Annotated in this window: 21 protein-coding genes; 15 read left to right on the top strand and 6 right to left on the bottom strand. The window is 43.8% G+C overall.

What is annotated here, in order from left to right; genetic code table 11:
- Positions 1–187: 187 nt before the first annotated feature.
- The 7 genes from F6K57_RS24125 (at position 188) to ispE (ending at position 7,132) form a co-directional block, all read left to right on the top strand.
- Positions 188–1,168 carry a DUF3086 domain-containing protein gene (locus F6K57_RS24125; protein ID WP_364303967.1) on the top strand — a complete coding sequence of 327 codons (981 nt, stop codon included), beginning with the start codon at positions 188–190 and terminating at the stop codon, positions 1,166–1,168.
- A 150-nt stretch (positions 1,169–1,318) separates the two neighbouring features.
- On the top strand, positions 1,319–2,509 hold the full coding sequence (locus tag F6K57_RS24120; protein ID WP_293018365.1) for an RNA-guided endonuclease TnpB family protein: 1,191 nt from the start codon (positions 1,319–1,321) through the stop codon (positions 2,507–2,509).
- Between the two features lie 86 nt (positions 2,510–2,595).
- Complete coding sequence (gene plsY, locus F6K57_RS24115) at positions 2,596–3,276, top strand: glycerol-3-phosphate 1-O-acyltransferase PlsY (RefSeq protein ID WP_364303965.1); 681 nt, start codon at positions 2,596–2,598, stop codon at positions 3,274–3,276.
- Positions 3,277–3,619: 343 nt separating this feature from the next.
- Positions 3,620–3,985: a dihydroneopterin aldolase gene (folB, locus tag F6K57_RS24110; protein WP_293044580.1), complete on the top strand. Its 366-nt coding sequence runs from the start codon at positions 3,620–3,622 to the stop codon at positions 3,983–3,985.
- Between the two features lie 37 nt (positions 3,986–4,022).
- Positions 4,023–4,988, top strand: a complete 966-nt coding sequence (locus F6K57_RS24105; protein ID WP_293071167.1) for a CBASS cGAMP-activated phospholipase — start codon at positions 4,023–4,025, stop codon at positions 4,986–4,988.
- Between the two features lie 376 nt (positions 4,989–5,364).
- Positions 5,365–6,213 carry a 16S rRNA (adenine(1518)-N(6)/adenine(1519)-N(6))-dimethyltransferase RsmA gene (gene rsmA, locus F6K57_RS24100; RefSeq protein ID WP_293071165.1) on the top strand — a complete coding sequence of 283 codons (849 nt, stop codon included), beginning with the start codon at positions 5,365–5,367 and terminating at the stop codon, positions 6,211–6,213.
- Positions 6,182–7,132 carry a 4-(cytidine 5'-diphospho)-2-C-methyl-D-erythritol kinase gene (gene ispE, locus F6K57_RS24095; protein ID WP_293071163.1) on the top strand — a complete coding sequence of 317 codons (951 nt, stop codon included), beginning with the start codon at positions 6,182–6,184 and terminating at the stop codon, positions 7,130–7,132. Before rsmA ends, ispE begins: the two co-directional genes overlap by 32 nt.
- A 107-nt stretch (positions 7,133–7,239) precedes the next feature.
- Here the strand turns inward: ispE and mrdA are convergent, their stop codons facing one another.
- A complete protein-coding gene (mrdA, locus tag F6K57_RS24090) occupies positions 7,240–8,982 on the bottom strand; it encodes a penicillin-binding protein 2 (RefSeq protein WP_364303959.1) in 1,743 nt (580 codons plus the stop codon).
- A gap of 575 nt (positions 8,983–9,557) precedes the next feature.
- Here mrdA and F6K57_RS24085 point away from each other — a divergent pair.
- The 3 genes from F6K57_RS24085 (at position 9,558) to F6K57_RS24075 (ending at position 13,245) form a co-directional block, all read left to right on the top strand.
- The gene (locus F6K57_RS24085) at positions 9,558–10,712 is read left to right on the top strand and encodes an ABC transporter ATP-binding protein (protein WP_293030115.1); all 1,155 of its coding nucleotides are present in this window, start codon (positions 9,558–9,560) and stop codon (positions 10,710–10,712) included.
- Between the two features lie 221 nt (positions 10,713–10,933).
- Positions 10,934–12,058, top strand: coding sequence for a spermidine/putrescine ABC transporter substrate-binding protein (locus tag F6K57_RS24080; protein ID WP_293071159.1), 1,125 nt, complete (start codon positions 10,934–10,936; stop codon positions 12,056–12,058).
- A gap of 323 nt (positions 12,059–12,381) precedes the next feature.
- Complete coding sequence (locus F6K57_RS24075) at positions 12,382–13,245, top strand: ABC transporter permease (protein WP_293071169.1); 864 nt, start codon at positions 12,382–12,384, stop codon at positions 13,243–13,245.
- Here the strand turns inward: F6K57_RS24075 and F6K57_RS24070 are convergent.
- Entirely contained in the window at positions 13,214–13,381 is a 168-nt protein-coding gene (locus F6K57_RS24070) for a hypothetical protein (RefSeq protein WP_293071157.1), read from the bottom strand. The two genes, F6K57_RS24075 and F6K57_RS24070, sit on opposite strands and share 32 nt — an antisense overlap.
- A gap of 182 nt (positions 13,382–13,563) precedes the next feature.
- Here F6K57_RS24070 and F6K57_RS24065 point away from each other — a divergent pair, with 182 nt between their 5' ends.
- A complete protein-coding gene (locus F6K57_RS24065) occupies positions 13,564–14,412 on the top strand; it encodes an ABC transporter permease (protein ID WP_293071155.1) in 849 nt (282 codons plus the stop codon).
- A 110-nt stretch (positions 14,413–14,522) separates the two neighbouring features.
- Here F6K57_RS24065 and F6K57_RS24060 read toward each other — a convergent pair whose 3' ends face one another.
- The 3 genes from F6K57_RS24060 to F6K57_RS24050 form a co-directional block, all read right to left on the bottom strand.
- Positions 14,523–15,464: a polysaccharide pyruvyl transferase family protein gene (locus F6K57_RS24060; protein WP_293071153.1), complete on the bottom strand. Its 942-nt coding sequence runs from the start codon at positions 15,462–15,464 to the stop codon at positions 14,523–14,525.
- Positions 15,465–15,662: 198 nt separating this feature from the next.
- A complete protein-coding gene (locus F6K57_RS24055) occupies positions 15,663–16,277 on the bottom strand; it encodes a Uma2 family endonuclease (RefSeq protein WP_293071151.1) in 615 nt (204 codons plus the stop codon).
- Between the two features lie 199 nt (positions 16,278–16,476).
- Entirely contained in the window at positions 16,477–17,538 is a 1,062-nt protein-coding gene (locus F6K57_RS24050) for a hypothetical protein (protein WP_293071149.1), read from the bottom strand.
- A 298-nt stretch (positions 17,539–17,836) separates the two neighbouring features.
- On the opposite strand from F6K57_RS24050, the gene F6K57_RS24045 reads away from it, so the two are divergent.
- The 3 genes from F6K57_RS24045 (at position 17,837) to F6K57_RS24035 (ending at position 23,299) form a co-directional block, all read left to right on the top strand.
- Complete coding sequence (locus tag F6K57_RS24045) at positions 17,837–19,375, top strand: hypothetical protein (RefSeq protein WP_293071147.1); 1,539 nt, start codon at positions 17,837–17,839, stop codon at positions 19,373–19,375.
- Entirely contained in the window at positions 19,368–20,702 is a 1,335-nt protein-coding gene (locus F6K57_RS24040) for a DUF1822 family protein (RefSeq protein ID WP_293026467.1), read from the top strand. Before F6K57_RS24045 ends, F6K57_RS24040 begins: the two co-directional genes overlap by 8 nt.
- A gap of 119 nt (positions 20,703–20,821) precedes the next feature.
- Positions 20,822–23,299 (top strand): CHAT domain-containing protein, encoded by a 2,478-nt coding sequence (locus tag F6K57_RS24035; RefSeq protein WP_293071145.1) that lies wholly within the window; start codon positions 20,822–20,824, stop codon positions 23,297–23,299.
- A gap of 544 nt (positions 23,300–23,843) precedes the next feature.
- Here the strand turns inward: F6K57_RS24035 and F6K57_RS24030 are convergent.
- Positions 23,844–24,029 carry a hypothetical protein gene (locus F6K57_RS24030; RefSeq protein ID WP_293026463.1) on the bottom strand — a complete coding sequence of 62 codons (186 nt, stop codon included), beginning with the start codon at positions 24,027–24,029 and terminating at the stop codon, positions 23,844–23,846.
- A gap of 188 nt (positions 24,030–24,217) precedes the next feature.
- Here F6K57_RS24030 and F6K57_RS24025 point away from each other — a divergent pair, with 188 nt between their 5' ends.
- Positions 24,218–24,790, top strand: a complete 573-nt coding sequence (locus F6K57_RS24025; RefSeq protein ID WP_293071143.1) for a helix-turn-helix transcriptional regulator — start codon at positions 24,218–24,220, stop codon at positions 24,788–24,790.
- Positions 24,791–24,935: the final 145 nt, after the last annotated feature.

Raw genomic sequence — 24,935 nt, 5'->3', positions numbered from 1 at the left:
GGAGTCAAATTTGCCAAATCAGGATAGGGCTACTCCTAGGGATAACTCTCAAGCTCCCGACCTTCCTCCCATTTCTCTGACCCTATCAGACCATGACAAAGCTAAAGCCACACAGTCAAGTGATCCGCTGCAGGAGGAGAAAGTAAGTCAAATTCAACTAGGGCAGTCTTCAGATCAAGCAAAAAAAATGGCTAGCTTAGCTCAAACTGTGGCTGAACTTGAGCAAAAAGAACAGGAGTTGAGACAGAGAATTGCCCATCTGCAAAACCATGAACAGTCACTGGTTTCAAAGGAATTGGGAACCACCCAAGCAGTTGTGGAGCGGATGATACTTGAAGGTCTGACCGAACTGGAGCAACGCAAGCAAAAGTTGCAAATTTCTATTGAGCAATTAGAACGCCGCCGGGAACGCATTCGTGAAGAAATGCGCACCAGTTTTGCGGGTGTATCTCAAGAGCTAGCCATTCGGGTTCAAGGCTTTAAAGATTATTTGGTTGGCTCCTTACAAGACCTAGCTGCTGCTGCTGAACAACTGGAACTCTCCCAGCCGCCAACCGAAGCACCACGGTCACCATTAGAAGACCCCCCACCACCCCCGACCAGAGGCAACCCACAATTTGCCGAACAAGCCTTTAAAGACGAAGTCCGACAGATTCGTCAGCTGTTGGATCAATATCGCAAAATGCCAGATTATTATGGTCCTCCCTGGCAACTGCGTCGTACCTTTGAGCCAATTCACGCTGAAAAAGTGTCTCAGTGGTTTTTTTCCCAAGGTGGTCGTGGTGCGCTGCAAACTATGGGGAGCCGCTTACAAAATGTTTTGATTGCCTCAGCGGTTATATCCGTGTTGCGGACACTATACGACAATCGCCTACGTACTCTTGTCCTTGCCAACACCCCAGAACGACTGGGAGAATGGCGCAGAGGATTACAGGACTGCCTAGGAATATCCCGTAGTGATTTTGGTCCAGAACGGGGAGTTGTTTTATTTGAAGATCCAATAGCCCTGGTTCAAAAAGCGGAACGACTGATCAAGCGGGATCAGTTAGCCTTAATCATTGTTGACGAAACCGAAGATAAAATCAGTCTCTCATTATTGCAATTTCCCCTATGGTTGGCTTTTGCACCTGATCCTCGGCAGATGTATACCTATGACGATTATCCTTAAGAGCAAGAATACTCCCGTTATACCGGTAGGGTTAGCGGGAGACGGGGCGTATAAAGTGCGGACGCAGGTTCCGCACACAGCCCCTCATGAATTGCTAGGTGCGCTGCACCTCCCCTTGACATCTTACACGGAACGCTTTAAAATGTAAGCATGACTGAAAAAGCTTACCGTTACCGTTTTTACCCAACCCCTGAACAGGAGACTCTGTTAAGGAGAACTCTAGGCTGCGTAAGACTTGTATACAACAAAGCCTTGGACGCTAGAACAAAAGGATGGTACGAGCACCAAAAACGAGTCAGCTATAAAGAAACTTCCTCAATGTTGACAGGATGGAAGAAAGAGGATGATTTGTTCTTTTTAAATGAAGTTAGCTCTGTTCCACTTCAACAGGGATTAAGACATCTTCAAACTGCTTTTACGAACTTCTTTGCAGGTCGCATTAAATATCCAAACTTCAAGAAAAAGCGGAATGGTGGTAGTGCGGAATTCACAAAATCCGCATTTAAATGGAAAAATGGTCAGATATATCTAGCTAAATGTCAAGAACCTTTGCCTATTCGCTGGAGTCGTCAGCTACCTGCAAACTGCAATCCAAGTACCGTTACAGTTAGTTTAGATCCGTCCAATCGTTGGCATGTCTCGATCAGGTTCAATGACCCTAGAGACTTGAGTTTACCTACCACGGATAAACGAGTTGGTTTTGATCTAGGAATTACTAGCCTAATTACAACCAGTGACGGAGATAAGATTGCTAACCCAAAGCATTTTAAAAAGCTCAAGAAAAAACTGGCTAAATACCAAAAAGCTTTGTCGCGGAAACAGAAAGGATCTAACAATCGCTACAAAGCCAGATTGAAGGTAGCCAGGATACACGCAAAAATCAAGGACGCTAGAAGGGATTTTACCCACAAGCTAACTACTAAACTGGTCAAAGAAAACCAATTGATTGCGTTTGAGGACTTAGCTGTGAAAAATCTGGTCAAAAACCACAAATTAGCGCTGGTGATTAGTGATGCTAACTGGGCAGAAATAATCCGTCAAATCAAATACAAGTCAGAGTGGTACAACCGTGAAGCTGTATCAATTGACAGATGGTTTCCCAGTAGCAAGTTATGTTCTGTGTGCTTGAATCGCGTCGAATCTTTACCGTTAAATGTTCGAGAGTGGGATTGTCCATCTTGCAATACTCACCACGATCGCGATATCAACGCATCAATTAATATTTTGGCGGCAGGGCTTGCCGTGTCAGTCTGTGGAGCGACCGTAAGACCCGAGGAGAGTAAGTCTCGGAAGGCTGGTGCGAAAAACTCCAAAAAAAGGGAGAAGGAAGCAGAAACCTAAGTCGTGAGTCTTAGGAATCCCCCGCTATAATCGCCGGATTTAGCGGCGGGAGGATGTCAATGCCGGATCTTGTGAAAATTTTCAACATGACACCAATGGTACTTAACTTAACTTGGAGTGGGCTACTAGTAATCTCAGCCTATTTATTAGGTTCCCTGCCTACTGGTTACCTAGCAGGACGCTGGCTTAAAGATATTGATATTCGTGAGCATGGCTCTGGCTCCACCGGTGCCACCAATATATTGAGAACTGTGGGCAAAGGACCAGCAGTGGTGGTATTACTGATTGATGCCTTGAAAGGAGTAGCTGCTATTAGTCTAGTCAATGGCTTTTATACCCTGACACAAGTTTCCCTACTGCCTGAAACGTGGCAACCCTGGTTAGTGGCATTAGCTGCGTTTGCTGCTATCTTTGGTCATAGTAAATCCATTTGGCTAAACTTCACCGGAGGTAAATCCGTTGCGACCAGTATAGGTGTTATCTTCACCATGTCTTGGCCTGTAGGGTTAGGAACCTTAGGTGTATTTGCAGTAGTCTTGGCAATTTCTCGTATTGTCTCTCTCAGTTCCATTGCTGGTGCGATCGCTGTTTCCCTACTGATGTACCTTACCAAAGCTCCTCTTGCCTATGAGTTATTTGGTATTGCTGCTGGCATATATGTCATCATCCGTCACCGCAGTAACATCCAGCGTCTACTTACAGGTACCGAACCCCAAATCGGGAAACCCCTTTCTCCAGCAGTATCCTTAGAGACTGGAACAGACTAAGACTATAAAACACAAGTCCCTGGTTATGGATTGCTTGGGTACAAATCTAATAAAGGAGCGGACTTAGGCAGCGGTGCAACACCGCACTTTTTGCGACGCGGTGCGACCCCGGTCGGGTGTCCCGACAAGCGTGAACGCGCACCAAGAGAACGAAGGGTGAAAGCACAGCAAGAGATATCGTTGTATGCTAGGGGTTGAATTGAGACAAAAATTCTGGTAGTAAATTCCAGCAATTCTCATTTTTAAACATTAGATTTTAAAAGCGATTAACCCAAAGTAGTAGCGCTAATGGCAATCGTTGACTTTGGTGATAAAGCATAGATGAGGGAAAACTTGACAAATGATGGACTGTATTAAACTGAGCAATATTCGCTGCTACGGTTACACTGGCTACCTACCGGAAGAACAGACCCTAGGACAGTGGTTTGAAGTAGACCTGACCCTGTGGCTAGATCTAAGCCCTGCGGGAGAAAGTGATGACCTTAGGGATACCATGGATTATCGGCAAACTATTGATACTGTCAAGCATTTGGTTAAAACCTCAAAATGTGCCCTGATCGAAAAATTGGCAGTTCAAATTGCTAATGCGATTCTAGAATTCGATAAGGTGGAGCAAGTTCAGGTGCAGTTAAGCAAACCTGGTGCCCCGATTCCAGATTTTGGAGGTAATATCACCCTGGAAGTGACTAGAACCCGTCACAATAGGTAGGAGGAATAATTCAACATCGTGGGTTTTTAGGGGGATCATGACTTTTCGCATACTCAGCTTAGATGGCGGTGGTATTCGGGGCGTTATCGCAGCAGTAATCTTGGCAGAATTGGAGAAAGAGATTAACCAGCCCCTCAACAAGTATTTTGATTTAATTGCAGGTACCTCCACTGGTTCAATCTTGGCTGCCGGGATTGCCACTGGCATCCCCAGTCGGGAGATGATTAGACTTTATGAACAGAAAGGGGAAAGGATTTTCCGCTACACCAGCCGTTTTTCACTAAAGCGGCTTAAGGTGATCCTTCAGTATGGTCTTTCTGCTCCTAAACACTCCAATCAGGGGTTAATTGAGGTGATGAAAGAACAGTTTGGGACGACCAAACTGTCGGATATCTACGATTCACCTCGGCTGTTGATCACAGCCTACGACACCATTAGTCGCATGCCGATTGTCTTTAAAAGCTGGCGTGAAGACAAAGATTATTTTGATGTTCCCTTATGGGAAGCCTGTGTCTGTTCCGCATCTGCCCCCACCTATTTTCCAGCCCATCAGCTCAAGACTCAAAGCAAGACTTACTCGGCAATTGATGGTGGGGTTGGGGCGAATAATCCCTCAAGCTGTGCATTAGCTGAAGCGATCCGGTTAAATCATTCCCTTGAGGAAATTTCTATAATCTCGATTGGCACAGGAGAATCCAACCGCTCCATTCCTTGGGAAAAAGCTAAAGGCTGGGGATTGGGACAATGGGGATGGCAAGGACGATTGATTGAAGTGCTATTTGATGCTCCTTCTGACATTCACCGGTATATTACCAAAGAGTTGATGGGTAGCTTAGAATCCGAAGATGCAACAGTTTCTCGTTACCTGCGTCTACAACCGGAAATCACTAATGACACAATGGATGATGCGACTCGGAGCAATATTGCCAAGTTAAAGCGTGTTGCTAAGAATTACGCCTGGCAAAACCAAGGTTTGTTCCAGAACTTCCTGAAAATCCATTGAGGAACCTTTAAAATCTTGTTGGTCGGTTTACTACTGATAATTCAAGGAACTTGGTTACTTGTTAGTGGTTAATTAAAAACTAACATTTATGGTATCAACCCAATTAGACGTGATGTAAGCAGTCAGCCGTCAGCCGTCAGCCGTCAGCCGTCAGCTAAAAGCTCACGGGAATTGAGGTGGTTAAAATAAACCTCTTTAGGGAGAATTTAATAGTTCCAGATTAATGATAATTGAAAGGTAAGCATATGCTGATAAGCGACACGCTGATAGCACCTCAAGTAGCACCATCTGTAGCGCATTAGCTGATAACTGATAAGCGACACGCTGATAGCTTACCAATTGGGGACCGAATTGATAAATGCTATAAAATTGGGCAATGACGTTAAAAGCTCGTAAAAAATTTGCTCAACATTGGCTGCGTAGCGAGGAGGCACTCAACCAAATCGTGACAGCCGCTAATTTACAAAAAAGCGATCGCATTCTAGAAATTGGTCCGGGTACTGGCATTCTTACCCAGCGGTTACTGCCTTTTGTTCAGTCTGTAGTGGCGGTAGAAATTGATCGAGACTTGTGCCGATTTTTAGTAAAAAAACTCGGTAAGATAGATAATTTTTTACTTCTGCAAGGGGACTTTCTATCCCTAGAGTTAGATACATTGTTAGCTAACTTTTCTAATTTACAAAAACCTAATAAAGTTGTTGCCAATATCCCATATAATATCACCGGTCCAATTCTGGAAAAGTTACTAGGTACTATTACTCAGCCAGCTGTGCCAGGGTTTGATTTAATCGTGCTGCTAGTGCAAAAAGAAGTCGCTCAGCGGTTATATGCCAAACCCAGTTGTAGACAATTCGGGGCATTATCAGTGCGGGTGCAGTATCTCGCCGAATGTGAATTGATTTGCGATGTCCCTGGGTCGGCCTTCTCTCCTCCCCCCAAGGTGGATTCTGCTGTGGTGCGCTTACATCCGAGCCTAGCCGAACCACCAGCTTCTGACCCCAGATGCTTGGAGACACTATTGAAACTGGGCTTTGGCAGCAAACGTAAAATGTTGCGCAATAATTTAAAATCTGTAATTGAACGCGATCGCATCACCCAATTGCTGGAACAATTAGAAATAAGCCCTCAAGCCCGAGCCGAAGACCTTAGTGTTGCTCAATGGATAGCCCTAGCGAATCAGATCACCATAAAGAATGCATTCATACTCCCTAAATGCCCCAGCTAAAATCAATCTGTATTTGGAAATCCTCGGTGATGCGGGTGATGGTTATCACGAACTCGCAATGATTCTCCAAAGCATCGAATTAGCTGATCAAATCGACATCCGTGCCATTGGTACACAGGAGATTAAAGTCCACTGTCATCATCCCGAAGTGCCAACGGATGAAAGCAACCTCGCTTATAAAGCAGCTGCCTTGATGTGGGAGGAGTTTCCTGAGTATTTTGCTAACTTGGGTGGTGTGGAAATTACTATCCACAAGCGAATTCCTGTAGCGGCTGGACTAGCTGGTGGCTCGACGGATGCAGCGGCTGTGTTAGTAGGAATCGATATGTTGTGGCAATTGGGATTAACCCACCCGGAATTAGAACAATTGGCAGCACAGCTTGGATCGGATGTGCCGTTTTGCCTTGCTGGTGGCACCGCTCTAGCTCTGGGGAGAGGTGAGCGATTGTCTGCCCTACCGGGACTAGATTCTCTATATGTCGTGTTGGGTAAATACCGCAGTCTCATGGTTTCTACTGCTTGGGCTTATCAGACTTATCGGAATCAGTTTGGGGAAACCTATATCCGGGAGCCTGAGGACTTAGAATCCCGTGCTAATCGTTTTCATAGTGGTCCGATGGTTAAGGAAATCCTCAATAAGGATGGGGGACAGATTGGAAAACTATTGCGCAATGATTTAGAGAAAGTGGTGTTACCCAATCACCCCCAAGTCTTGCAACTACGGGAAGCCTTTGAGAATAGTGGTGCGATAGGAACCATGATGTCTGGTTCCGGTCCGACGGTATTTGCCCTGTGCGAGTCCCAGGAGCAAGCCCAGGAAATTCAACAGAAAGTAAGCATTGAGATTACTGACCCAGATTTGGAGTTTTGGGTGACCAAGTTATCGAGTCAGGGAATTCAGATCATGTCAACACCTTGAGTGGTTAGCCATGAGTTGGTTAATCCTGAGTTGGTTAGCCATGAGTTGGTTAATCCTGAGTCGAAAATGACTAACCAGATTCTCCTAGAGATTAAACATAATTAAGACTATTTATGTTTAAAATAAGCCTCCATCACCTGGCGCACAATTGGTCCTGCCACTGAACCTCCACCGCCGCCGGAATGTTCCACAAAAGCAACAACCGCAATCTCGGGTTTATCATAGGGGGCAAAACCACCAAACCAAGCATGAGCTTTCCCAGGAGGAGCCTCTGCTGTTCCACTCTTACCAGCGGCAGGAGGCAACTCTGGCACCCTCAATGCCGCTCCTGTTCCCCCAGTTACCACAGCTCGCAATCCTCGGCGCAGGGTCTGAATCGTTGATGGCTTCATATTGATGGACACTCGCCCTTTAATAGCATCCTGATTGTTCTTGAGCAAGTGGGGTTTAACCCGATAGCCACCATTGGCAACTGCAGAAAACATCACCGAGGATTGTAAGGGTGTTCCTAGGGTAAACCCTTGACCAATAGACATATTTATGGTATCCCCAACGGTCCATCCCCAATTGTAGTTTTTCCGCTTCCAGGCATCATCCACTATCAAACCACTGGATTCGCCGGATAACTCAATACCAGTTTTTTCACCAAAGCCATATCTACGAGCCCATTCAATCAGGGTTTTCCCCCCAACCCCTCGACCGATTTGACCAAAGAAGGTGTTACTGCTCCAAGCCATAGCACCCACAAATCCCATTGGACCAAATCCGGCTCGGTTCCACTCCCCAAAGGCATGACCACCGACATACAGGTAAGGATAAGTCTGTAAAACAGTTTTGGGAGAATACCGACCAGATTCCATACCCGCCGAAGCCGTGACCACCTTAAATGTACTGGCTGGAGGAAACCCTCGCATTGCCCGGTTGATAAACGGATTCCCTCTGCCTTGTAGCTTTCGCCAGGTTTCTGAGGTGATGCGAGTCGAGAAAATATTCGGGTCAAAGGTTGGACGAGAAACCATTGCGAGGACAGCACCGGTGTTGGGGTCTATAGCCACGACTGCCCCTTTGCGATCGCCTAATGCTGCCTCGGCTGCCTTCTGCACATCTATATCGATGGTTATATGGATAGGTTTACCCGCTTGTGCCTGTTTCTGACCCAGAACCCTGACGACTCGTCCAGCACCATCAACTTCTACTTGCTGACCGCCCCATTCTCCCCGTAGCAGATGCTCATAGGACTTCTCCACCCCCATTTTGCCAACCACATCACCGAGGCGGTAGCCGTCAGGTTTACGCCGTTGCAGCTCTTCATAGTCCAGCTCTCCAGTATAACCTAGAACGTGAGCCGATAGCTGTCCATGGGGATAGTACCGCAAGGCATCAATATCCACCTCTATCCCCTGTAATTCATTGCTGTACTCAGCCAAGGCAGTAACTTGAGCGGGAGTAACACCACGGGCAATCCGAAGTAGGTAAGGAGAGTTATAGCCCGCTTGTTCCAGACGCTTTTGAATCTCAGCGTCTGGTATCTTCAAAATTTGGGACAGGCGTTTGCGAGTTTGGGGCCATTGCTCCTGCCTAAGAACCATCGGCCACACAAATACCGAGTGAGACAACCGATAGCTAGCTAATACTCTTCCCTTACGGTCAAAAATATTGCCCCGTATAGGGGGCTTGGGAATCAGACGAATCCGGTTATTTTCTGCCAGCTGTTGGTTGCGTTCCCCTTGAACTAGCTGTAAATACGCTAAACGGGAAGCAATTCCCCCCAGCAAGAATAGGCTAATCAGTACCATAATCACTACGGATTGGTATTTGCGTCCGACAGTGCGGGAATTAGATCGATGCACTGCAAATGGAGATAAGGAAGGCTGAATTAATGTCATCGTCAGAGGTCTGAGAATGGGGAATCGCACTTGGAGAACACGGAATTGGGCAATTAAGGCGAATAGTCACCTGATCAATCCCAGTAACCTATTGGCTTTGATTCCGAATAAGTCTCCCTTTTCAATTAAGAATTAAGGATTGACAATTGACAACAAAACAACAGGACTCACGCCCCAAGCTTGTCGGTTAAAACTGGGTATGGGGTTGAGGGTGACCGGGTGTAGTGAGCAGAATTGGAATATGCCCTTGGGATTGCCCACACTAATTCACCTAGATCTGCCCCAAAGCCTTGATTAAGGAGGCTCTGATTTGCCCCTGTTCTAATAGCTCTTACCATTAGCTTAATACCTAGTCACGGCTAATACCCAGCAATTTACTTCTGCACCTCAGCTACTGGATCAGTGCAGATCTGTTTAGCTACTGCAGGAGTATTTTTAGGTTGGAGGATAAAATAAACCCAAGGAGAGAAACCGTGTTGCACAGATGCAGACAGACGAGGCATGACTCTGGGGGCATCACTACTGCTGAAATAACCACCATGTTTCAAACGACTGTTAAAGAACCACGTCCGACTACTACGACTACAGCTAAACTTGATGTTGAACTCCGGAAGGTTTTTAAAGTGTTCGACACCGAGACTGTTGTTCGTGGTGTTGACTTAACTATCCGTCGAGGAGAATTTTTTAGCATTCTTGGTCCGTCTGGCTGTGGCAAGACTACAACCTTGCGTTTAGTAGCGGGATTTGAGATGCCTTCAGCTGGGGAGGTAATGATTCAGGGACGCTCGATGAATCATATTCCACCACACCGCCGACCTGTCAATACTGTCTTTCAAAGTTATGCTCTATTCAATCACCTGAGTGTTTCCGAAAATATTGCCTTCGGTCTACGGCTAAAAAAGCTACCCTCATTGGAGGTTGAGGAACGAGTCAAAGCAGCCCTCAAACAAGTGAAACTGGAGGGATTGGCGAATCGGTATCCCCCTCAATTGTCTGGGGGTCAACAGCAACGAGTGGCATTAGCCCGAGCATTAGTTAATCGACCAGCGGTGCTGTTGTTGGATGAACCTTTGGGAGCGCTAGATTTCAAGCTGCGCAAACAGATGCAGGTGGAACTGTCAAATCTCCATCAAGACCTGGGGTTAACCTTTGTGATGGTGACCCACGACCAAGAAGAAGCTATGAGTCTTTCTGACCGTATCGCTGTGATGCGTGCAGGTAAAATTGAGCAAGTTGGTTCCCCCAGAGAAATCTATGAAAATCCTCGGACAACCTTTGTGGCAGACTTTATCGGTGATACCAATTTATTTAAAGGTCGTCTGCAACAGTCCGATGCCGACTCACTCGAAATTACCACCAAGACTGGTATCAAGATTGTGGTTGAGTCTCCATCCGTTAGAGAAGTCCTGGATAATTCTAATACTCAGGATATTGTAGTAGGTGTACGACCAGAGAAAATTCGCCTGAGTCTTTCCCCCCCAACAACAACAACTACTACTACTACAATGAATTGCTTTGAAGGACGTCTCAAACACGCGATGTACCTGGGTACTCATATTCAGTGTGTGGTGGAGTTACTCAGTGGCGACTGTCTCAGAGTCATACTGGCCAACACCAATAACAAGTTACCAGACCCTCACACGACAATTTATGCTCGTTGGGCACCCACGGATTGTCGAGTGTTGGAGGAATAATTTGAGGATTTCGGTAGTTTTTGAGCCTAGTTTGCTTGGAAAATAGTGCTGAGTAGAGCAAGAGATTTTTATTTGTTGACTAAATCAATTCTGGTGGATTAATTATCCTATCCATTTTCGGGTAATGGGTAATGGGTAATCCGTTGTGAATAACTTTCTTCAACCTACCCTACTTCGGACGCCTGGGCAAAAACAAACGTCAACCTTCAACCTTTTCAATCGTGCTTTCTAAGGATCGACAATCATTACTAAAACGCCCTACAAGGCGCAACTTTTTACAGCTAGCCACGGTCGCTACCCTATCAGGTCTAACCTTGTCTGGATGTGGCTGGACTCTAGCTGAGGTCAGACCAACACCTCCTTCACCAGGTGACAGAAATAAACTATTTATCTACACTTGGACTAACTATACCGATGATGAGCTACTAGACCGCTTTAAGGAAATAACTGGAATCAAAGCTGTAGTCGATGTCTTTGATTCCAACGAAGCTATGCTTGCTCGACTTCAGGCTTCTGGGGGTGGAGCCTATAGCATTATCTACCCGTCTGACTACATGGTGCGGAAGATGGTGGAGTTGGATCTGTTGGTGAAACTGGATTTTGAACGCATCATCGGAATAAATCGACTGTTTTCTAAGTTCCTCAATCCTATATATGACCCCAACAATTTGCACAGTATTCCTCTGAGCTGGGGAACAACAGGTTTGATTTACAACTCCAAAAAACTATCTAAGGTACCGGAGGATTGGAGCTATCTTTGGCAATATAAAGATAAATTATCGAGACGGATGACTTTGCTCAACGATGTGCGAGAAGTGATGGGTGCAACTTTGAAAATGTTGGGTTACTCGTACAACTCTACCAATCCCCAGGAGATCAAAAAGGCCTATGAAACGTTGGTGGAGTTAAAACCAAGTATTGCTTCATTTTCTTCTGATGCTTGGCGATCGCAAATCCTAAGTGGGGATTTATGGCTTGCGATGTGTTACTCCTCTGATGCTGTTGAAATCATGGCAGAAAACCCAGATTTGCAGTACGTCCTACCGAAAAGTGGTTCTTCCTTGTGGACCGATACCTTGGCAATTCCCAAAACAGCTCCCAATCTTGAGGGTGCCTACGCTTGGATTAACTTTATGTTAGAAGCAGATGTTGCTGCTCAAATTTGTGAACGGTTGAGCTTCGCCACACCAAACCAGAAAGCCTTTAAGCTATTGTCCCGTGACATCCAAGAGGATCAAAGTTTGTTTCCAGAACAATCAGCGTTAGAACGTTGTGAAGGTCTTGCACCTGTTGACGAGGTTAGCGAACTTTATGACCGATACTGGACTCAGTTGACCAGTGCTTAGGAGTTAGGAATTAGCCCTTTTCAACACCCTAAAGTTTAGGAAAATAGTACGGAAATGCAGAAATAAACATACCATTCAAAATACCTCTCAAAAAGAGCGAAACGCTATTTAAAACTGCTATTTTTAACAAATTAAATCCCAATTTATAGTGATAAAATCCTAAATAATAATTCACCTTTTTAAAAGGTTTAAATCTAGATATCATAATATAGCATTAAAAAAAAAGGCTATAAGTCTTGGATTAATGAATAAGAAATAATGATTAAAAACTAATGATAAATAACACTGAAAGCGTTACTGAGAACATTGCTGAATCCCCAGTTATGCAAGATAAGAGACACTTACGATGGCAGTGGTTAGAACCCCTAGGATTGCTCAGTCCAGCAGGTATATGGTTAGCTTTGTTGTTGGTGCTGCCAACCCTAGTGATTTTTGAGCTAAGTTTGGTACCCAACATTAGACCAGGAGATGTGGTCAATCCGTCTGGTATTGATAATTATTTGCGGGTATTTGATCCAGTAATCTTGCAAGTGATGGGGCGATCGCTTTTTTTGGCCATGGGAACCACTGTGATTTGTCTTGTGCTAGGATTTCCTGTGGCTTATTGGATTGCTAAGCTAGCACCCAAGCGGTGGCAAAATTTACTGCTGCTGGGTTTTATCTTACCGTTGTGGACATCATCTCTACTGCGTTCTTATGCCTGGATTACCATTCTGCGACCGACTGGGGTTCTCAATACAGTACTGACTAGTCTTGGACTACCAGGGTTGGATTTGCTCAATCGTAGTGCTGCTGTATTGATTGCAATGGCTTACAGCTTTCTGCCATATATGGTGTTGATTCTCTATGCGTCTATAGAAAAATTAGACAAACGTTTGTTAGAAGCGGCGGCGGATTTAGGGGCAAATCCCTATCAAACGTTTTGGAAAGTAACTGTACCCCAAACTCTACCAGGAATTGCTGCAGGTTCTTTGCTGGTATTTATCTCTGGATTAGGGGATTTTGTTAATCCGGAATTGCTAGGGGGAGCATCGAGTATGACTGGAGCAAGATTGATTTATAACCAGTTTTTAGGAGCTACTCAAAACTGGGGATTTGGGTCAGCTTTGAGTATGATGTTAATTTTGGTGGTGAGTATAGCGATCGCACTTTTGATTAAGTATGGTGATCCAAAAGCACAGCCCTAGCACTATAGAAAAGGGAGTAGGGAGTAGGGAGTAGGGAGTAGGGAGTAGGGAGTAGGGAGTAGGGAGTAGGGAGTAGGGAGTAGGGAGTAGGGAGTAGGGAGTAGGGAGTAGGGAGTAGGGAAATTCGGATCAACAATTCTCACAATTCCTACACGGATACCTATAACAAGAAAAGGGTTGCATTCCTAAAAATTGAAAATTTCAACTATAAACTTTAAATTAAGTAACAAGTAACAAGTAAAATTAATAAGTAACAAGTAACAAGTAAAATTAACAAGTAAAATTAACAATTAACAATTAACAATTAACAATTAACAAATGACTAATGAGCAACTCTACCATCAGCAGGAGGAGCTTCCCCTAGACATGGTAAACTCTCAACCAAAACTCCGGGTTTCTTGGCAAGGTATTTTCTCCCTGCTGATGTTCTTTTATATGTACTTACCCCTGCTGGTACTGACGTTTTATAGCTTCAATGACTCTAAATACAGTGCTCAGTGGCAGGGATTCACGTTTAAGTGGTACCTGAAACTATGGCAGGACGAGAGTGTAAGGACCGCACTATTCAATAGTCTCACGGTAGCGCTAGTGGCAGTAGGGATTTCTGCGGTATTGGGTACCATGATGGCAGTCGGTTTAGCCCGTTACCAGTTTCCAGGGAAACGCTTGTATCGAGGGATATCCTACTTACCCCTGATTATCCCAGATATTGCGATCGCAGTGGCAACTCTCATCTTTTTGGCAGTTATGGCTATTCCTCTTAGTCTGTGGACTATCATAGCAGCTCATATAGTTTTCTGTTTGGCTTATATTGCCATTGTTGTTTCCTCCCGTATCACCCAACTTGACCCTCACCTAGAAGAAGCAGCCCTTGATTTAGGAGCAACGCCCCTACAAGCTTTTCTAAAAATATTACTACCGGAATTGATGCCAGGGATTATTGCCGGTTGTTTATTGTCTTTTGTCCTAAGTATGGATGATTTTCTGATTTCTAGTTTTACGGCTGGGACTGGTGCAACTACCCTACCCATGGAAATCTTTAGCCGCATCCGCATTGGTGTTAAGCCAGATATAAATGCTCTTAGTGTTTTGTTAATCCTGGTATCAGGTGCAGTTGCTTTTATCGCTGAATGGCTCCGTTATCGGAGTGTGGAAAATCAGCAATAATGGGGAATTAGGAATCGGTAATTGGGAATTTATAACTAATACAAGGTTACTTTATATTATTTCATTCCTTAGTTCAGCAACATCGAAATTTATATTTCATCCTTCATAATTTATCCTTGATCATTCATCTTTGATTTCAATTTATCTAACCTTTCTTCTAATTCAGTGGTAAGTTGCTCGATGCGATGGTCTTTACTTAAGTAGGGAGAGGTAGTTTGAGCGATTCTGAATAGTTGAGTGGCGATTAATTGTTGTTTTTCACCCCAAAGTGTCTTGACTGAACGCAACTGATCTTGTTTGAGCCAATTGAAGCAAAAGTGAGCATAACGGATTGATGAACGAATTCCCCGTGCTGTTCTAGGATATAAATCCCACAGAGGCATGATATATTGGGGTTGGTATTTCAAACCAACAGATAAGCACCAATCCTGCCATTTAAATGCTAAGATAGTTGGATTAGTGCAGATGGGAATCCAAGGAATTCGTAGCGCATCGGCTACAATTGCGCCATGCATAGCTTCTGTTAGTAAGATGTTGGTTTGGCTGATAGCAGATAATACTTCCTCGACAGGCAAACGAGGGTCAATATACTTAAAGCCGATTTGTTCACAGATTTGATGCCAGGCTTGACCGCCATATCTGGCAGATTTAGCATGGGGCATAACGGCAAATTGATGGATTTTTTGACTGGTGGGATGGAAGAGTCGTCTGACTAACACTGCTCCATCGGTAACGGCTAATTGAGGGGAAATGCCTAAGGCTTTGGCTGAGAGGGGTCCTCTTACACAGTAAATTGTCCAGGAATCTTGGAGTTTTGGTAACTTTTCATAACCGACTCCGCTACTAAAAATGATGATTCGGCGAGCATTGGGTAAACGCTTGGATAGTAAATTATTTAGGAGGGTACCGATTCCAACAAAGGCGGTGCTTTCATCGTCATTTAGTAAGTTAGGGATTAACTGTTGCCATAGCCAAGGGTTTAGGTCATCGCCAAAGTTATTGAGACCACCAGGGAATCGTTTGGGTGAGTATTGGTAGTAGAAGAGTTTCATTACTTTTATAGCATTTGTATCTGGGTTGTAAACACACGAATTGCCTAAAAAGGCAAGAGGCAAAAGGCAAGAGGCAAAAGGGAAAAGAGATCCGGAGTTTTATTGGATAGTAAAAAAAGACCTCCTAGGTTTACATTTCAAATACAAACGCTATATCCCCTAATATATCCATTTTTGTGTGGTAGAGCCACCAAAGGTTTATGTTCCGGCCTTGACCAGCTGGTCAACAGTCAGTTTTAATTCTGGGAAAATTGGTGATTCAATAGAATCACAACCCGTAAAGGTTTTGCCTTCTTTATATTCATTATCAGCTAACTCGTATATCCAAACTGTAGGAATTTTAGGAGACCCAATGTATCGGGTTCCTCCCAAGGCTTTATAGTCAACAATCCAGTATTCGGGAATGCCAAATTTTTCGTATTCAGCCAGTTTGGTTAGATAGTCATCTTGCCAGTTGGTACTAACGACTTCCACGATTAACTTAGCTGATTTACCGATTGAGATACTTGATTTTTGTTTCCAGTATGGATCTTCCGCAACAGTTTGTTTATCCAAAACAATGATATCTGGTAAATAACCTTCTCCCTGTTGATAGGGTTTGACAAGACAAGTTCGAGGAATAAAGTAGGGTAGTGAAAGTCTCTCTATTTCGACATCGAGTTTTCTGGCAATGAGAGCTGCTACTTGTTCGTGCAAACCGGTGGGACGCATAGCTACAATTCTACCCTGACGAAGTTCATAGTTTCCTCCATCCTCTGGGTACTGTTCTAAGAATTCGTCAAAGGTTAATAGTTTTGATACTGCTTGAACCATAGTTAGGAATGGTTAATAAGTACTATTGGGTTAGTATCTACTTTAAGTATAGCGTTTTATAATTATAGGTGAAAATATTTGTTGTTTAAAAAGGGCTGCATCTATACTCCCTATTCCATAAAAACCAGCGATTTAAGTACATCAATAAATTGATAAATTCTATATCATAATGATACCAAAATCCATTTACCATCGACTTTTATCTGGAATTATTGCTAGCTAATAAAACTCTTGTTAGTTTATCTTTAACTCGATTTCCCTGAAAGCCAAGATAACCCTGTCCCAAGGTAATCTGTTGAGACCAATGAGATTGATTGCACCAACGATAATAAGCAGGTAATGCAATAGTTTCTAAGAAATAACGCCACTTCTTCGTAGTACTTGAAGGGGTGATCGCTTTGGCACGAATTCGACCATTTTTAACCATAGCGATACGTAAATCGGGCTCTTCTTTCAACCGCTTAAGGGCTGAAATTAACGCCCTAGGGGTAGCCACTTCCAGATAGTCTAGTGGGCTATAGCGTTCTGCTTGATAAGCAGCTTCACCTCCGAGAATAGCAGGAACCCCTGCTAGCCAAGCATTGTAGAGTTTGGTAGCTGGTTTGGTCAGGTAATTGCGGTGGAGGCAGGCTGTGTTGCCCTCAAAGCTACGCACAGCCACAATAGCATCAATCTTACTGTAGTCATGCCAGCGATTGTCTAGGTTGCTATAGTCATGCCAATGATTGCGATTGATTACTGGTTGCCAAGATAACCCCAGTGCTTGGAGTTGTTGTTGCCAGGAGGGATGCTTTAAATCTAGCGCTAGATTATTTTCATGACCAAAGAAGGCGATGGTTTCAAAGCGATCGCATCTTGCTGGATGGCGCTGAATTAACCCTGGCTGAGTCCAGTGGGGTAAATAGTAACTATTGCGCAGATGCATTGTTTCCAGAGGATTTTGTACCACATGGAGTTGAGCATAGGGATAGGGTCTTTGTTCAGCTTTAATACAAATCAGCAATAACTTTGGTCCTGGCTTGAGCTGGTCTTTGTGAGCTCGTAAGCAATTGCGGTGGATCAGAACAATCCCCTCTGTGGGCAATTCTGCTACTAGTTCGCAAGGGAAACCATCGGCTTTCAGGCGCAGATAGGTTTGTAAAGTCCAGGCATAGATACCAATCCCAAAGCCTTTCCAGTTCTCATCGGCACTTTTGGGCATGGTGTCCGGCCAGAAACCCTGAGGAATGTAGAAGTAAATTGGGGGTAATTTATCGGTCATTGAATCCTGGATAAAGAAGTAATATCAAATCAATCTCCAATTTGGTTAACTAATTAATATATGCTTGATATTGGAATTGGTAATTGGGTAAAAGGTAATGGGTAATTAGTAGTTGATGATTAGGCATTACAGATTACCCTGACTCAAAAATCCAGGAACTATTTAAGAAGTGATTAATGGAACTTGACTCAACTTTGCATTTATCTTGCGATCAAAAAAAGCTGAATTATAGCATATCATCTTTTACAAAAAATTACCCGTTTGGGTACTGCAAACCTAATAATTTGTATGAGACAATATGGCACAGCTAAGCAAAAGTGTAAGGATGGTGCCTCTATCGAGATATTGGGAAATTTTAAGACTTGATCCTGCTAGTGTTGGGTGTGGTTACAAAAAACTGTTACTACCGCTAGCATGGGAGTTTTTTCAACAGAAGTGTCTAGAATTAGATGCTCCAGAAACGCGAACGGAACATCGAACCGCTTCGCGAACGCATTTGTCGGTGGAGCAGCATCGGGACATTCAAACCTCCCTATACGCCTGGTTTCACCCTGAGGCGTCTGGGTCACCCATAAGTCGTGCTAGAGCAGGACTTTGTCTTCGTTGCTATGTCTCTTACCCAATCCTGAAAGCTTGCAAGAAACTGGCTAGTTTATATAGCGCTAGCAATCACTTCACCTATCGGGATTTGCTGCCATTTGTGCTTGATGATGATGGAAAAGTGCTAATCATCTTAGATCAGGATGGTATAACTCAACTTATCCTGAATGGCGATAGGGAAACCAAAAAAACCGATTACCAATTTTTTACCGTTGAAGTATTACGAAAATATAATCTGAATTCCCCATCCAAGTCTAGGTTAGATGATTGGGTCTACTATCAAACCAAACAAAATCCCAAACTCAAAGACTTCTTATCGGAGCGGGGACTTTGTTTTCTCAGTGACTGGGCGCTGCTGAATCGAGCTAGACCGACACAATTTGAACAACTCTTGCCACGCGATCGCAATATTCTAGAAGCCTTTCATGGGGTCTACCGTCGGGACAGACGCCAACAGCCAGGAAAAAAAGCTAGACGTTGTCCCGATCCCACCCAGGCTCAACTTGAAGAAATGAGCCACCTCTTGCAGGAAAAATCGGTAATTGTCAACTCTCTAGTACAGCTGAGGGATGAACTCAAACATCTAGCCAGAGTGCTAAGGCGATATGACATATGGATTCGCAGCGGATTTCCGCCATCGGAATCCCTAGAGGTGTCGGATTCGGATACTGGACGGAACCGAGAGTTACCAGACCAAAATTTCACCAACACTTTAGATGCGATCGCACGACAAGAATTACAGCAATTCTGTAGTCAGCAACTCATAGCCTGTTTGGATTTGGGGATAGAGCAAGGGCTAACTGACCGTATTACCAAGCTAGAGCGCAGTCGAAGTTATGCCCGTTTTGCATCAAAGGTTATATCAGGTCTTGAACTGATCTACTGTCACGGTAAATCTCAAGCCGAGATTGCCTCTATTTTAGGAATGACCAATCAGTCCCAAGTGAGCCGGGTGCTAAATCCAAAGGATCTGCTCAATCGGGTGCGGTTTTGGACAATAGACAAACTTTTCCACATTATCTCCCATGCAGCACATCAGTTTAATCTGGCAAATATGTCTAGGGATCCAGACTATTTCAGAAACCTGATGGAACACCTAGAAGCTTTCGTGGATGCTGAAGTCTTCCAAGAAGCAGCTGCAGAAATCATGACAGGGAAAAAGTGTTCTACTAATAGCCTATATACCCAGCGACTATGCCGCTACCTTGAGAAAGCGAAGCAGGAAAATCATGACTAGTTATTCTGTTAATTCCACCGACCTCAGGCTTGTGCAACCAGAATGTATTTGGTTAGAGTCCGAACAGTTTGAGCAAGCAGTACAAATGAGTAATCAAGTCATCTCAGAAGCACGCCAATGGCAAACCTATCTGAATGGACTAGCATTACTTAGTTTTACACAATGGTTAGAGGAAAAGTTAGCTAATATTTTGATTTCTGAGAATTGTTGTTCTTTACGACAACCTAAATACGCTAATGTGATTGAAGCGGTATGTAATCTTATAGTAGGCGAATTTAAGCTTTGTTTAATTACCAGTGAGAGTTTAATTGATGAAGTAGTAACTGTACCGATAGCCGCCATTGATTTACCAGAATTTGCTGCTCATTTCTATGTTGTGATTGAAGTGCAAGAAGAGCTAGAAACTGCTATTATTCGAGGCTTTATCCGTTACGACGAACTGGTTAATTATCGACAAGTTTGTAATTTACATCCTGAAGTTGATTGGAACTATAGTTTACCTCTGTCATTGTTTGATTCTGAGCCAAATCACCTACTATTTTATTTACGTTTCTTGGATTCCGCTGTCATTAAGCTACCAGTAATTTCCCCTAATTACCTCCCTAGGCTATCTGTTAACCAACCTGACTTGGAAACATTAGAAACATTATTAGAACGCCTACAATATCCTGAGCAAACTCTTTGGCAAACGTTAACTTGGGAGCAAGGGCTGACTATACTCCAAAGTCCTGAATTACTGGATTTATTATATCAATGGCAACTAACTCCACAGAGAACAACGTCCCTTTCGATTCGGATTACAGAAGTATTTACTATCCTAACTCAAAAGGCTATCAATACACAACAATGGTTGGAGGGTAAATTAGATGAATTTGCCCAAGGTTTAGGATTGTTTATCCCTCAAACCATTACTGGTAATTTATCGGTATTTCGGTCAATTGATAAATTCGAGAATGTGATTAACGAGCTTAGATATCAAGGAATGGACATTCCTCCCGAACCAGGTCGATCCTATCAGGACATTGATTTAGGTGAAATTGCTTTACGACTATGTGCGGTAACCTGGGCGATTGACTCTCCAATTCCTCCACCAAAATGGTCATTGCTGGTAATTTTAGGAACCCAGCTGGGTACTCCTTTACCTGATGGATTCAAGCTACAAGTTAGCAATCTAAGGTCTATTATACATGAGCCTGTATCAGGGCTTGATGATCCATTTCTGTTTGCCCGTGTGGAAGGACGCTCAGATGAAAAATTTGTTGTGACCATTATCCCACCGGATAGCTCAGCACAGACCTTATCTCCTTATGCATTCCAGCCTAGTTAAACAGGATTTTAAGTTATTTAGTAAACAGGGAGTAGGGAGTAGGGAGTAGGGAGTAGGGAGTATTAAAGTTAGAACAGGTAACCGGCAACCATATAAAAAAACGAGGATTATTTTGGGTAATGAATACTGTTTTTGAACTAAAAATTTTGCATAAAACAGATGATAAATCTTGTTTTTTTTTGCTGCTATGGGATAACAGGATAAGGCAGCTATCTGCCAGTCTAAACTATTCCAAAGAAATACAAAGATGTTATCAACGCTGGCGACAGCGCTACACTAGATTTTACGAATTTCCGTCAGTGAAACCTATAGGAGATAGTGGCAGAATTAATCCTGGTTCAGGTGACCCATGTTATGATTTGATGGAGGCAGAAAGAGAGTTCATCAATGCTTTCCAGCGTTGGTTAGGAGAAGGAAACGTTCGTAAGATTCAACAGCGGATTCGAGACGAATTGACTCGTGTTGCTCAAGTGATATCGGAAGAAGGCAAGGGGATTGGTACTCACCCCAGTGTTGATATTTTCGTAGCTTGTGACTCTATAGAAATGGAACGGTTACCATGGGAAACTTGGGAACTTGCTCCTGAAGGCACACCCCTGGGGAGGGTTCGCATTTTCAGAAGCGCTATGGATAATCCGGATCCCATTGCTTGTACTAAGCCCCTGACAGCTTGCGGTGCGACCCCGGGCTTTTTTAAAGCGCTAGGAAACGCGCACCGTAGAAAAACCCGTATTCTAGCTATCTTCGGAGATGATCCCAGACTACCGTTGCAGGACGATTGGAAAGCTGTGCGATCGCTTAAGTCTATTGCTGAGGTCGAGCGAGTAACCTGGCAACCCCATGAAAACCATGTCGATATCAAAACTAAAATTGCTAATGCTATCTGTGATCAACGAGGCTGGGATGTGCTGTTCTTTGCTGGACATAGCGATGAAACCACAACCACAGGAGGAAGACTTGCGATCGCTCCGAATATATCCCTGTCGATTAGTGAACTCGAAGAAAAATTAACTCAAGCTAGGGAAAATCAATTGCAGCTGGCCATTTTCAACTCCTGCAGTGGTCTGAGCATTGCTAACTCTCTGATTAAACTTGGGTTACAGGTAATAGTGATGCGGGAACCCATTCGCAATGATGTGGCTCAGAGTTTTCTCCAGCAGTTCTGTAAGCCCCTAGCTGACCATAGAGATGTTTACGATGCACTACTCGAAGCCTGTCAACATCTTCAATCCGTAGAAAAATTTGCCTATCCCTCTGCCTATCTGCTTCCCTCTTTATTTAATCCTCCCGGTTTGATTCCCTATCGCATTGAGCGGTTTGATTGGAAGAAAATGCTGCAGCAGTGGTTACCGACAAGACCAGAAGCGATCGCATTGGGAACAGTTTTACTGCTGAGCGTCATCCCAGCTATTCAAGTCGAATTATTGTTCGACATCCGAGCGTTTGTTCAAGCTGTCTATCGTAATTTGACGAATCAATTACCAAAGCATACCTTAGCGCCTGTTTTGTTAGTTGCTATCGATCAGGAATCTCTAGATCAAGCTGATGAAGCAATAGAAAGCACACAAGGTAAGTTGATTGATTCCGAATACTTAGCCAAGTTGGTAAGACACCTATACGCCTTGAATGCTCAAGTAATCGGCATTTACTACAGTCGGCATATCTACCAACCTAGATACGAAAACCTTGATCAAGCGATTCGCTCTGCTGTGGAAAAGCAGAATACTTGGTTTGTGCTAGCAACAGATAAACAAGATAAAGTCGCTAGTCGCAAATGGAGTTTAGAAGGATACATAGACTTTGAGCCTTGGACTATTGAACAGCCTCTAGATCCCACCTGTATCGACGAGTCATGTCCGTTTGCCTATCAGCTAGCAGTAGCTCATCTGCTCAATCACCAGTCATCTTCAGATAGTTTACCCCAGCCAACATTAAACAGTACAGTAGATTTTCAGTCCCAAGTCAGTGATTATCTAAAGCCAGGAAAGACTCACAATCAAGGGCTGATTCCTTTCAATCAATCTGCTCCTCCTTTTGGACTAGCTTCCATTATTGACTTTTCTATTCCTCCTAGACAAGTCTACAAATCTATTACAGCTAAGGAACTTCTCAATTTTCCTGTGCCTAATCCAGAACTCCAACAGCATGTGATGCAGCAAGTTGTTATCATCACCCATGGTGACTACAATGACACCGAAGATGACTTTTACTTTCCGTCAGTTGCTGGCTATTGGTGCCATTACTATCAACCTGTTGAACAGGATCTAAAGCAGTGCCTCGAAGTATTAACTAGAGGAGAAGTATTTGCTTATATGGTTCACCATATAATCCGGCAGCATCGGGTAGTTTGGATTCCTGATCATTGGGTTATTTTTCTAGGGGCATTCCTAGGAAAATGGACTACTATTATCCTGGTAAAAAAAACCTTACTACAGCGACATGAACAGGTATTAACCTTGGGAAGTATAACAGGAATATACGGATTATTTGTATTGCAGGTTTATATCTCAGCATTAGTATTGATTCCGTGGTTTTTACCGTCAATACTAGTTTGGTTTTACTATAGTTTCGCTCTCCAAAAATATTCTTTAAGGTAGGAGTGATTTTGAATAAGATCTATTCCATGACGGGTGCATCTCATTTTTGCTGTTTGACACCGTGGTGCGTTACGGGCAGCAACATAACCCTGGCTACGAGGCGGAAAATGAGGCCCCCCTAACGCACCCTACGCAACTTTTTTACAAATATGAGATGCACCCTTCCATGACTAAGCTAATCTCAAAACTTACGAATACTAATACCCAAGTGCCAATGACTCAAACAGAAAAACATCCACGAAAAAGACAAAAAAGACCATGGTGGAAGAAGCCCTTAGATAATTCGATTTTTCAAAACATCGTTAACTCGACAGGGAATGAATTCGAACAGGAAGATAGCTTAACATTAAAGTTATTCATGATTGTCATTATCCTTCTGAGTCTTTTTATACTACCTTTTCTAACTCAGTTTCTAGATTTTAAATGAATGACACTAGTGCTGAGCTAAGCATATGCGCTACGCGCACGCTACGCGAACAGCTATCAGCTATCAGCTATCAGCTATCAGCTATCAGCTATCAGCTATCAGCTATCAGCTATTAGCTTATGGGTTAGGTCCGATGCGTCGTTCGCACAGCGTGGCCATTCGCGTAGCGTGGCCAAAGGCCAAGGCCAAAGCCTGTCCCACAAGGCTGACCACTGACCGCTGACCACTGAACGCTGACCACTGAACGCTGACCACTGACCGCTGACCGCTGACTGCTGTTGGCGTAGCCTGCGCGTAGCGCATATGCTTACAACTCAACACTGACCCACTCTTGTGAACTAGTGATACCAGAACTCGATAAGCTACTGCATAAGCTCAAAGCCGCTACACCTATGGATTGTAGTAGGAACCTGTAGTAGGGACTTGTAGTAGGTACCTGTAGTAGGGACCTGCTCTGTTGCAGATTCGTAACGTTCACATAGGTCTAGAGGATGAATACTCAGGCAAGACAGTTTAACGGTGTTCTCTTACAAGGGGTAGTAGAAGGATTAATGGATGGTGTCTTGATTCTGAACGCTCAGGGAGAGTTAGTTCATAGCAATTGCTATGGTCGCTTTATTTGTGCTCAACTGGCAGTGGATAGGTCAAAATCTAACGTTGTTCCCAAAGAAATCAGGCGTGTTTGCCAAGCTGTGCTCGATAGCTGTGAGTTATATCCAAATCAGTCAATAATTATCGAGTCTGAAATTATTACTGATCCCTCAACATCTTTTCGGATTCGAGCCGTTAAGCTCACCTTAGACTCCTTTGAAAATCCCTGCATTTTAGTAACACTAGAAAATCACGATCAATATGCTGAGAGTTTTGCGATCGCAGAGGTGAATAAATATGACTTGACTCCTCGTGAGGCCGAAGTTTGGTTACTGCGTCGTGCTGATTACAGCTATCAGGAGATTGCTGATGAATTGCGCATTACTCTCAACACGGTTAAGAAGCACTTGAAAAATATTTATGCTAAAATTAAGTTTTACCAATTTAAACAGGAATTTTTAGAGGCCAATTAAATTAGTTATTTATATAGCAAAGGGAGTAGGGAGTAGGGAGTAGGGAGTAGGGAGTAGGGAGTAGGGAGTAGGGAGTAGGGAGTAGGGAGTAGGGAGTAGGGAGTAGGGAGTAGGGAGTAGGGAGTAGGGAGTAGGGAGTAGGGAG

Source organism: Moorena sp. SIO4A5, from assembly GCF_010672005.1.
In the GTDB taxonomy this organism is placed as follows: domain Bacteria; phylum Cyanobacteriota; class Cyanobacteriia; order Cyanobacteriales; family Coleofasciculaceae; genus Moorena.
Note: the sequence above shows the minus strand (reverse complement) of the source record. Positions and strands in the feature narration are given on the sequence as shown.

Excerpts from the sequence above, each read along its gene's own strand:
- F6K57_RS24105 (WP_293071167.1), top strand. The coding sequence starts at position 4,023 with ATGACTTTTCGCATACTCAGCTTAGATGGCGGTGGTATTCGGGGCGTT.
- F6K57_RS24045 (WP_293071147.1), top strand. The coding sequence starts at position 17,837 with ATGGCACAGCTAAGCAAAAGTGTAAGGATGGTGCCTCTATCGAGATAT.
- folB (WP_293044580.1), top strand. The coding sequence starts at position 3,620 with ATGGACTGTATTAAACTGAGCAATATTCGCTGCTACGGTTACACTGGC.
- plsY (WP_364303965.1), top strand. The coding sequence starts at position 2,596 with ATGACACCAATGGTACTTAACTTAACTTGGAGTGGGCTACTAGTAATC.
- F6K57_RS24050 (WP_293071149.1), bottom strand. The coding sequence starts at position 17,538 with ATGACCGATAAATTACCCCCAATTTACTTCTACATTCCTCAGGGTTTC.
- F6K57_RS24120 (WP_293018365.1), top strand. The coding sequence starts at position 1,319 with ATGACTGAAAAAGCTTACCGTTACCGTTTTTACCCAACCCCTGAACAG.
- F6K57_RS24060 (WP_293071153.1), bottom strand. The coding sequence starts at position 15,464 with ATGAAACTCTTCTACTACCAATACTCACCCAAACGATTCCCTGGTGGT.
- F6K57_RS24025 (WP_293071143.1), top strand. The coding sequence starts at position 24,218 with ATGAATACTCAGGCAAGACAGTTTAACGGTGTTCTCTTACAAGGGGTA.
- F6K57_RS24065 (WP_293071155.1), top strand. The coding sequence starts at position 13,564 with ATGACTAATGAGCAACTCTACCATCAGCAGGAGGAGCTTCCCCTAGAC.
- F6K57_RS24075 (WP_293071169.1), top strand. The coding sequence starts at position 12,382 with ATGCAAGATAAGAGACACTTACGATGGCAGTGGTTAGAACCCCTAGGA.
- ispE (WP_293071163.1), top strand. The coding sequence starts at position 6,182 with ATGCATTCATACTCCCTAAATGCCCCAGCTAAAATCAATCTGTATTTG.
- F6K57_RS24040 (WP_293026467.1), top strand. The coding sequence starts at position 19,368 with ATGACTAGTTATTCTGTTAATTCCACCGACCTCAGGCTTGTGCAACCA.
- F6K57_RS24125 (WP_364303967.1), top strand. The coding sequence starts at position 188 with ATGGCTAGCTTAGCTCAAACTGTGGCTGAACTTGAGCAAAAAGAACAG.
- F6K57_RS24055 (WP_293071151.1), bottom strand. The coding sequence starts at position 16,277 with ATGGTTCAAGCAGTATCAAAACTATTAACCTTTGACGAATTCTTAGAA.
- rsmA (WP_293071165.1), top strand. The coding sequence starts at position 5,365 with ATGACGTTAAAAGCTCGTAAAAAATTTGCTCAACATTGGCTGCGTAGC.
- F6K57_RS24030 (WP_293026463.1), bottom strand. The coding sequence starts at position 24,029 with ATGCGCTACGCGCAGGCTACGCCAACAGCAGTCAGCGGTCAGCGGTCA.
- F6K57_RS24085 (WP_293030115.1), top strand. The coding sequence starts at position 9,558 with ATGTTTCAAACGACTGTTAAAGAACCACGTCCGACTACTACGACTACA.
- F6K57_RS24035 (WP_293071145.1), top strand. The coding sequence starts at position 20,822 with ATGAATACTGTTTTTGAACTAAAAATTTTGCATAAAACAGATGATAAA.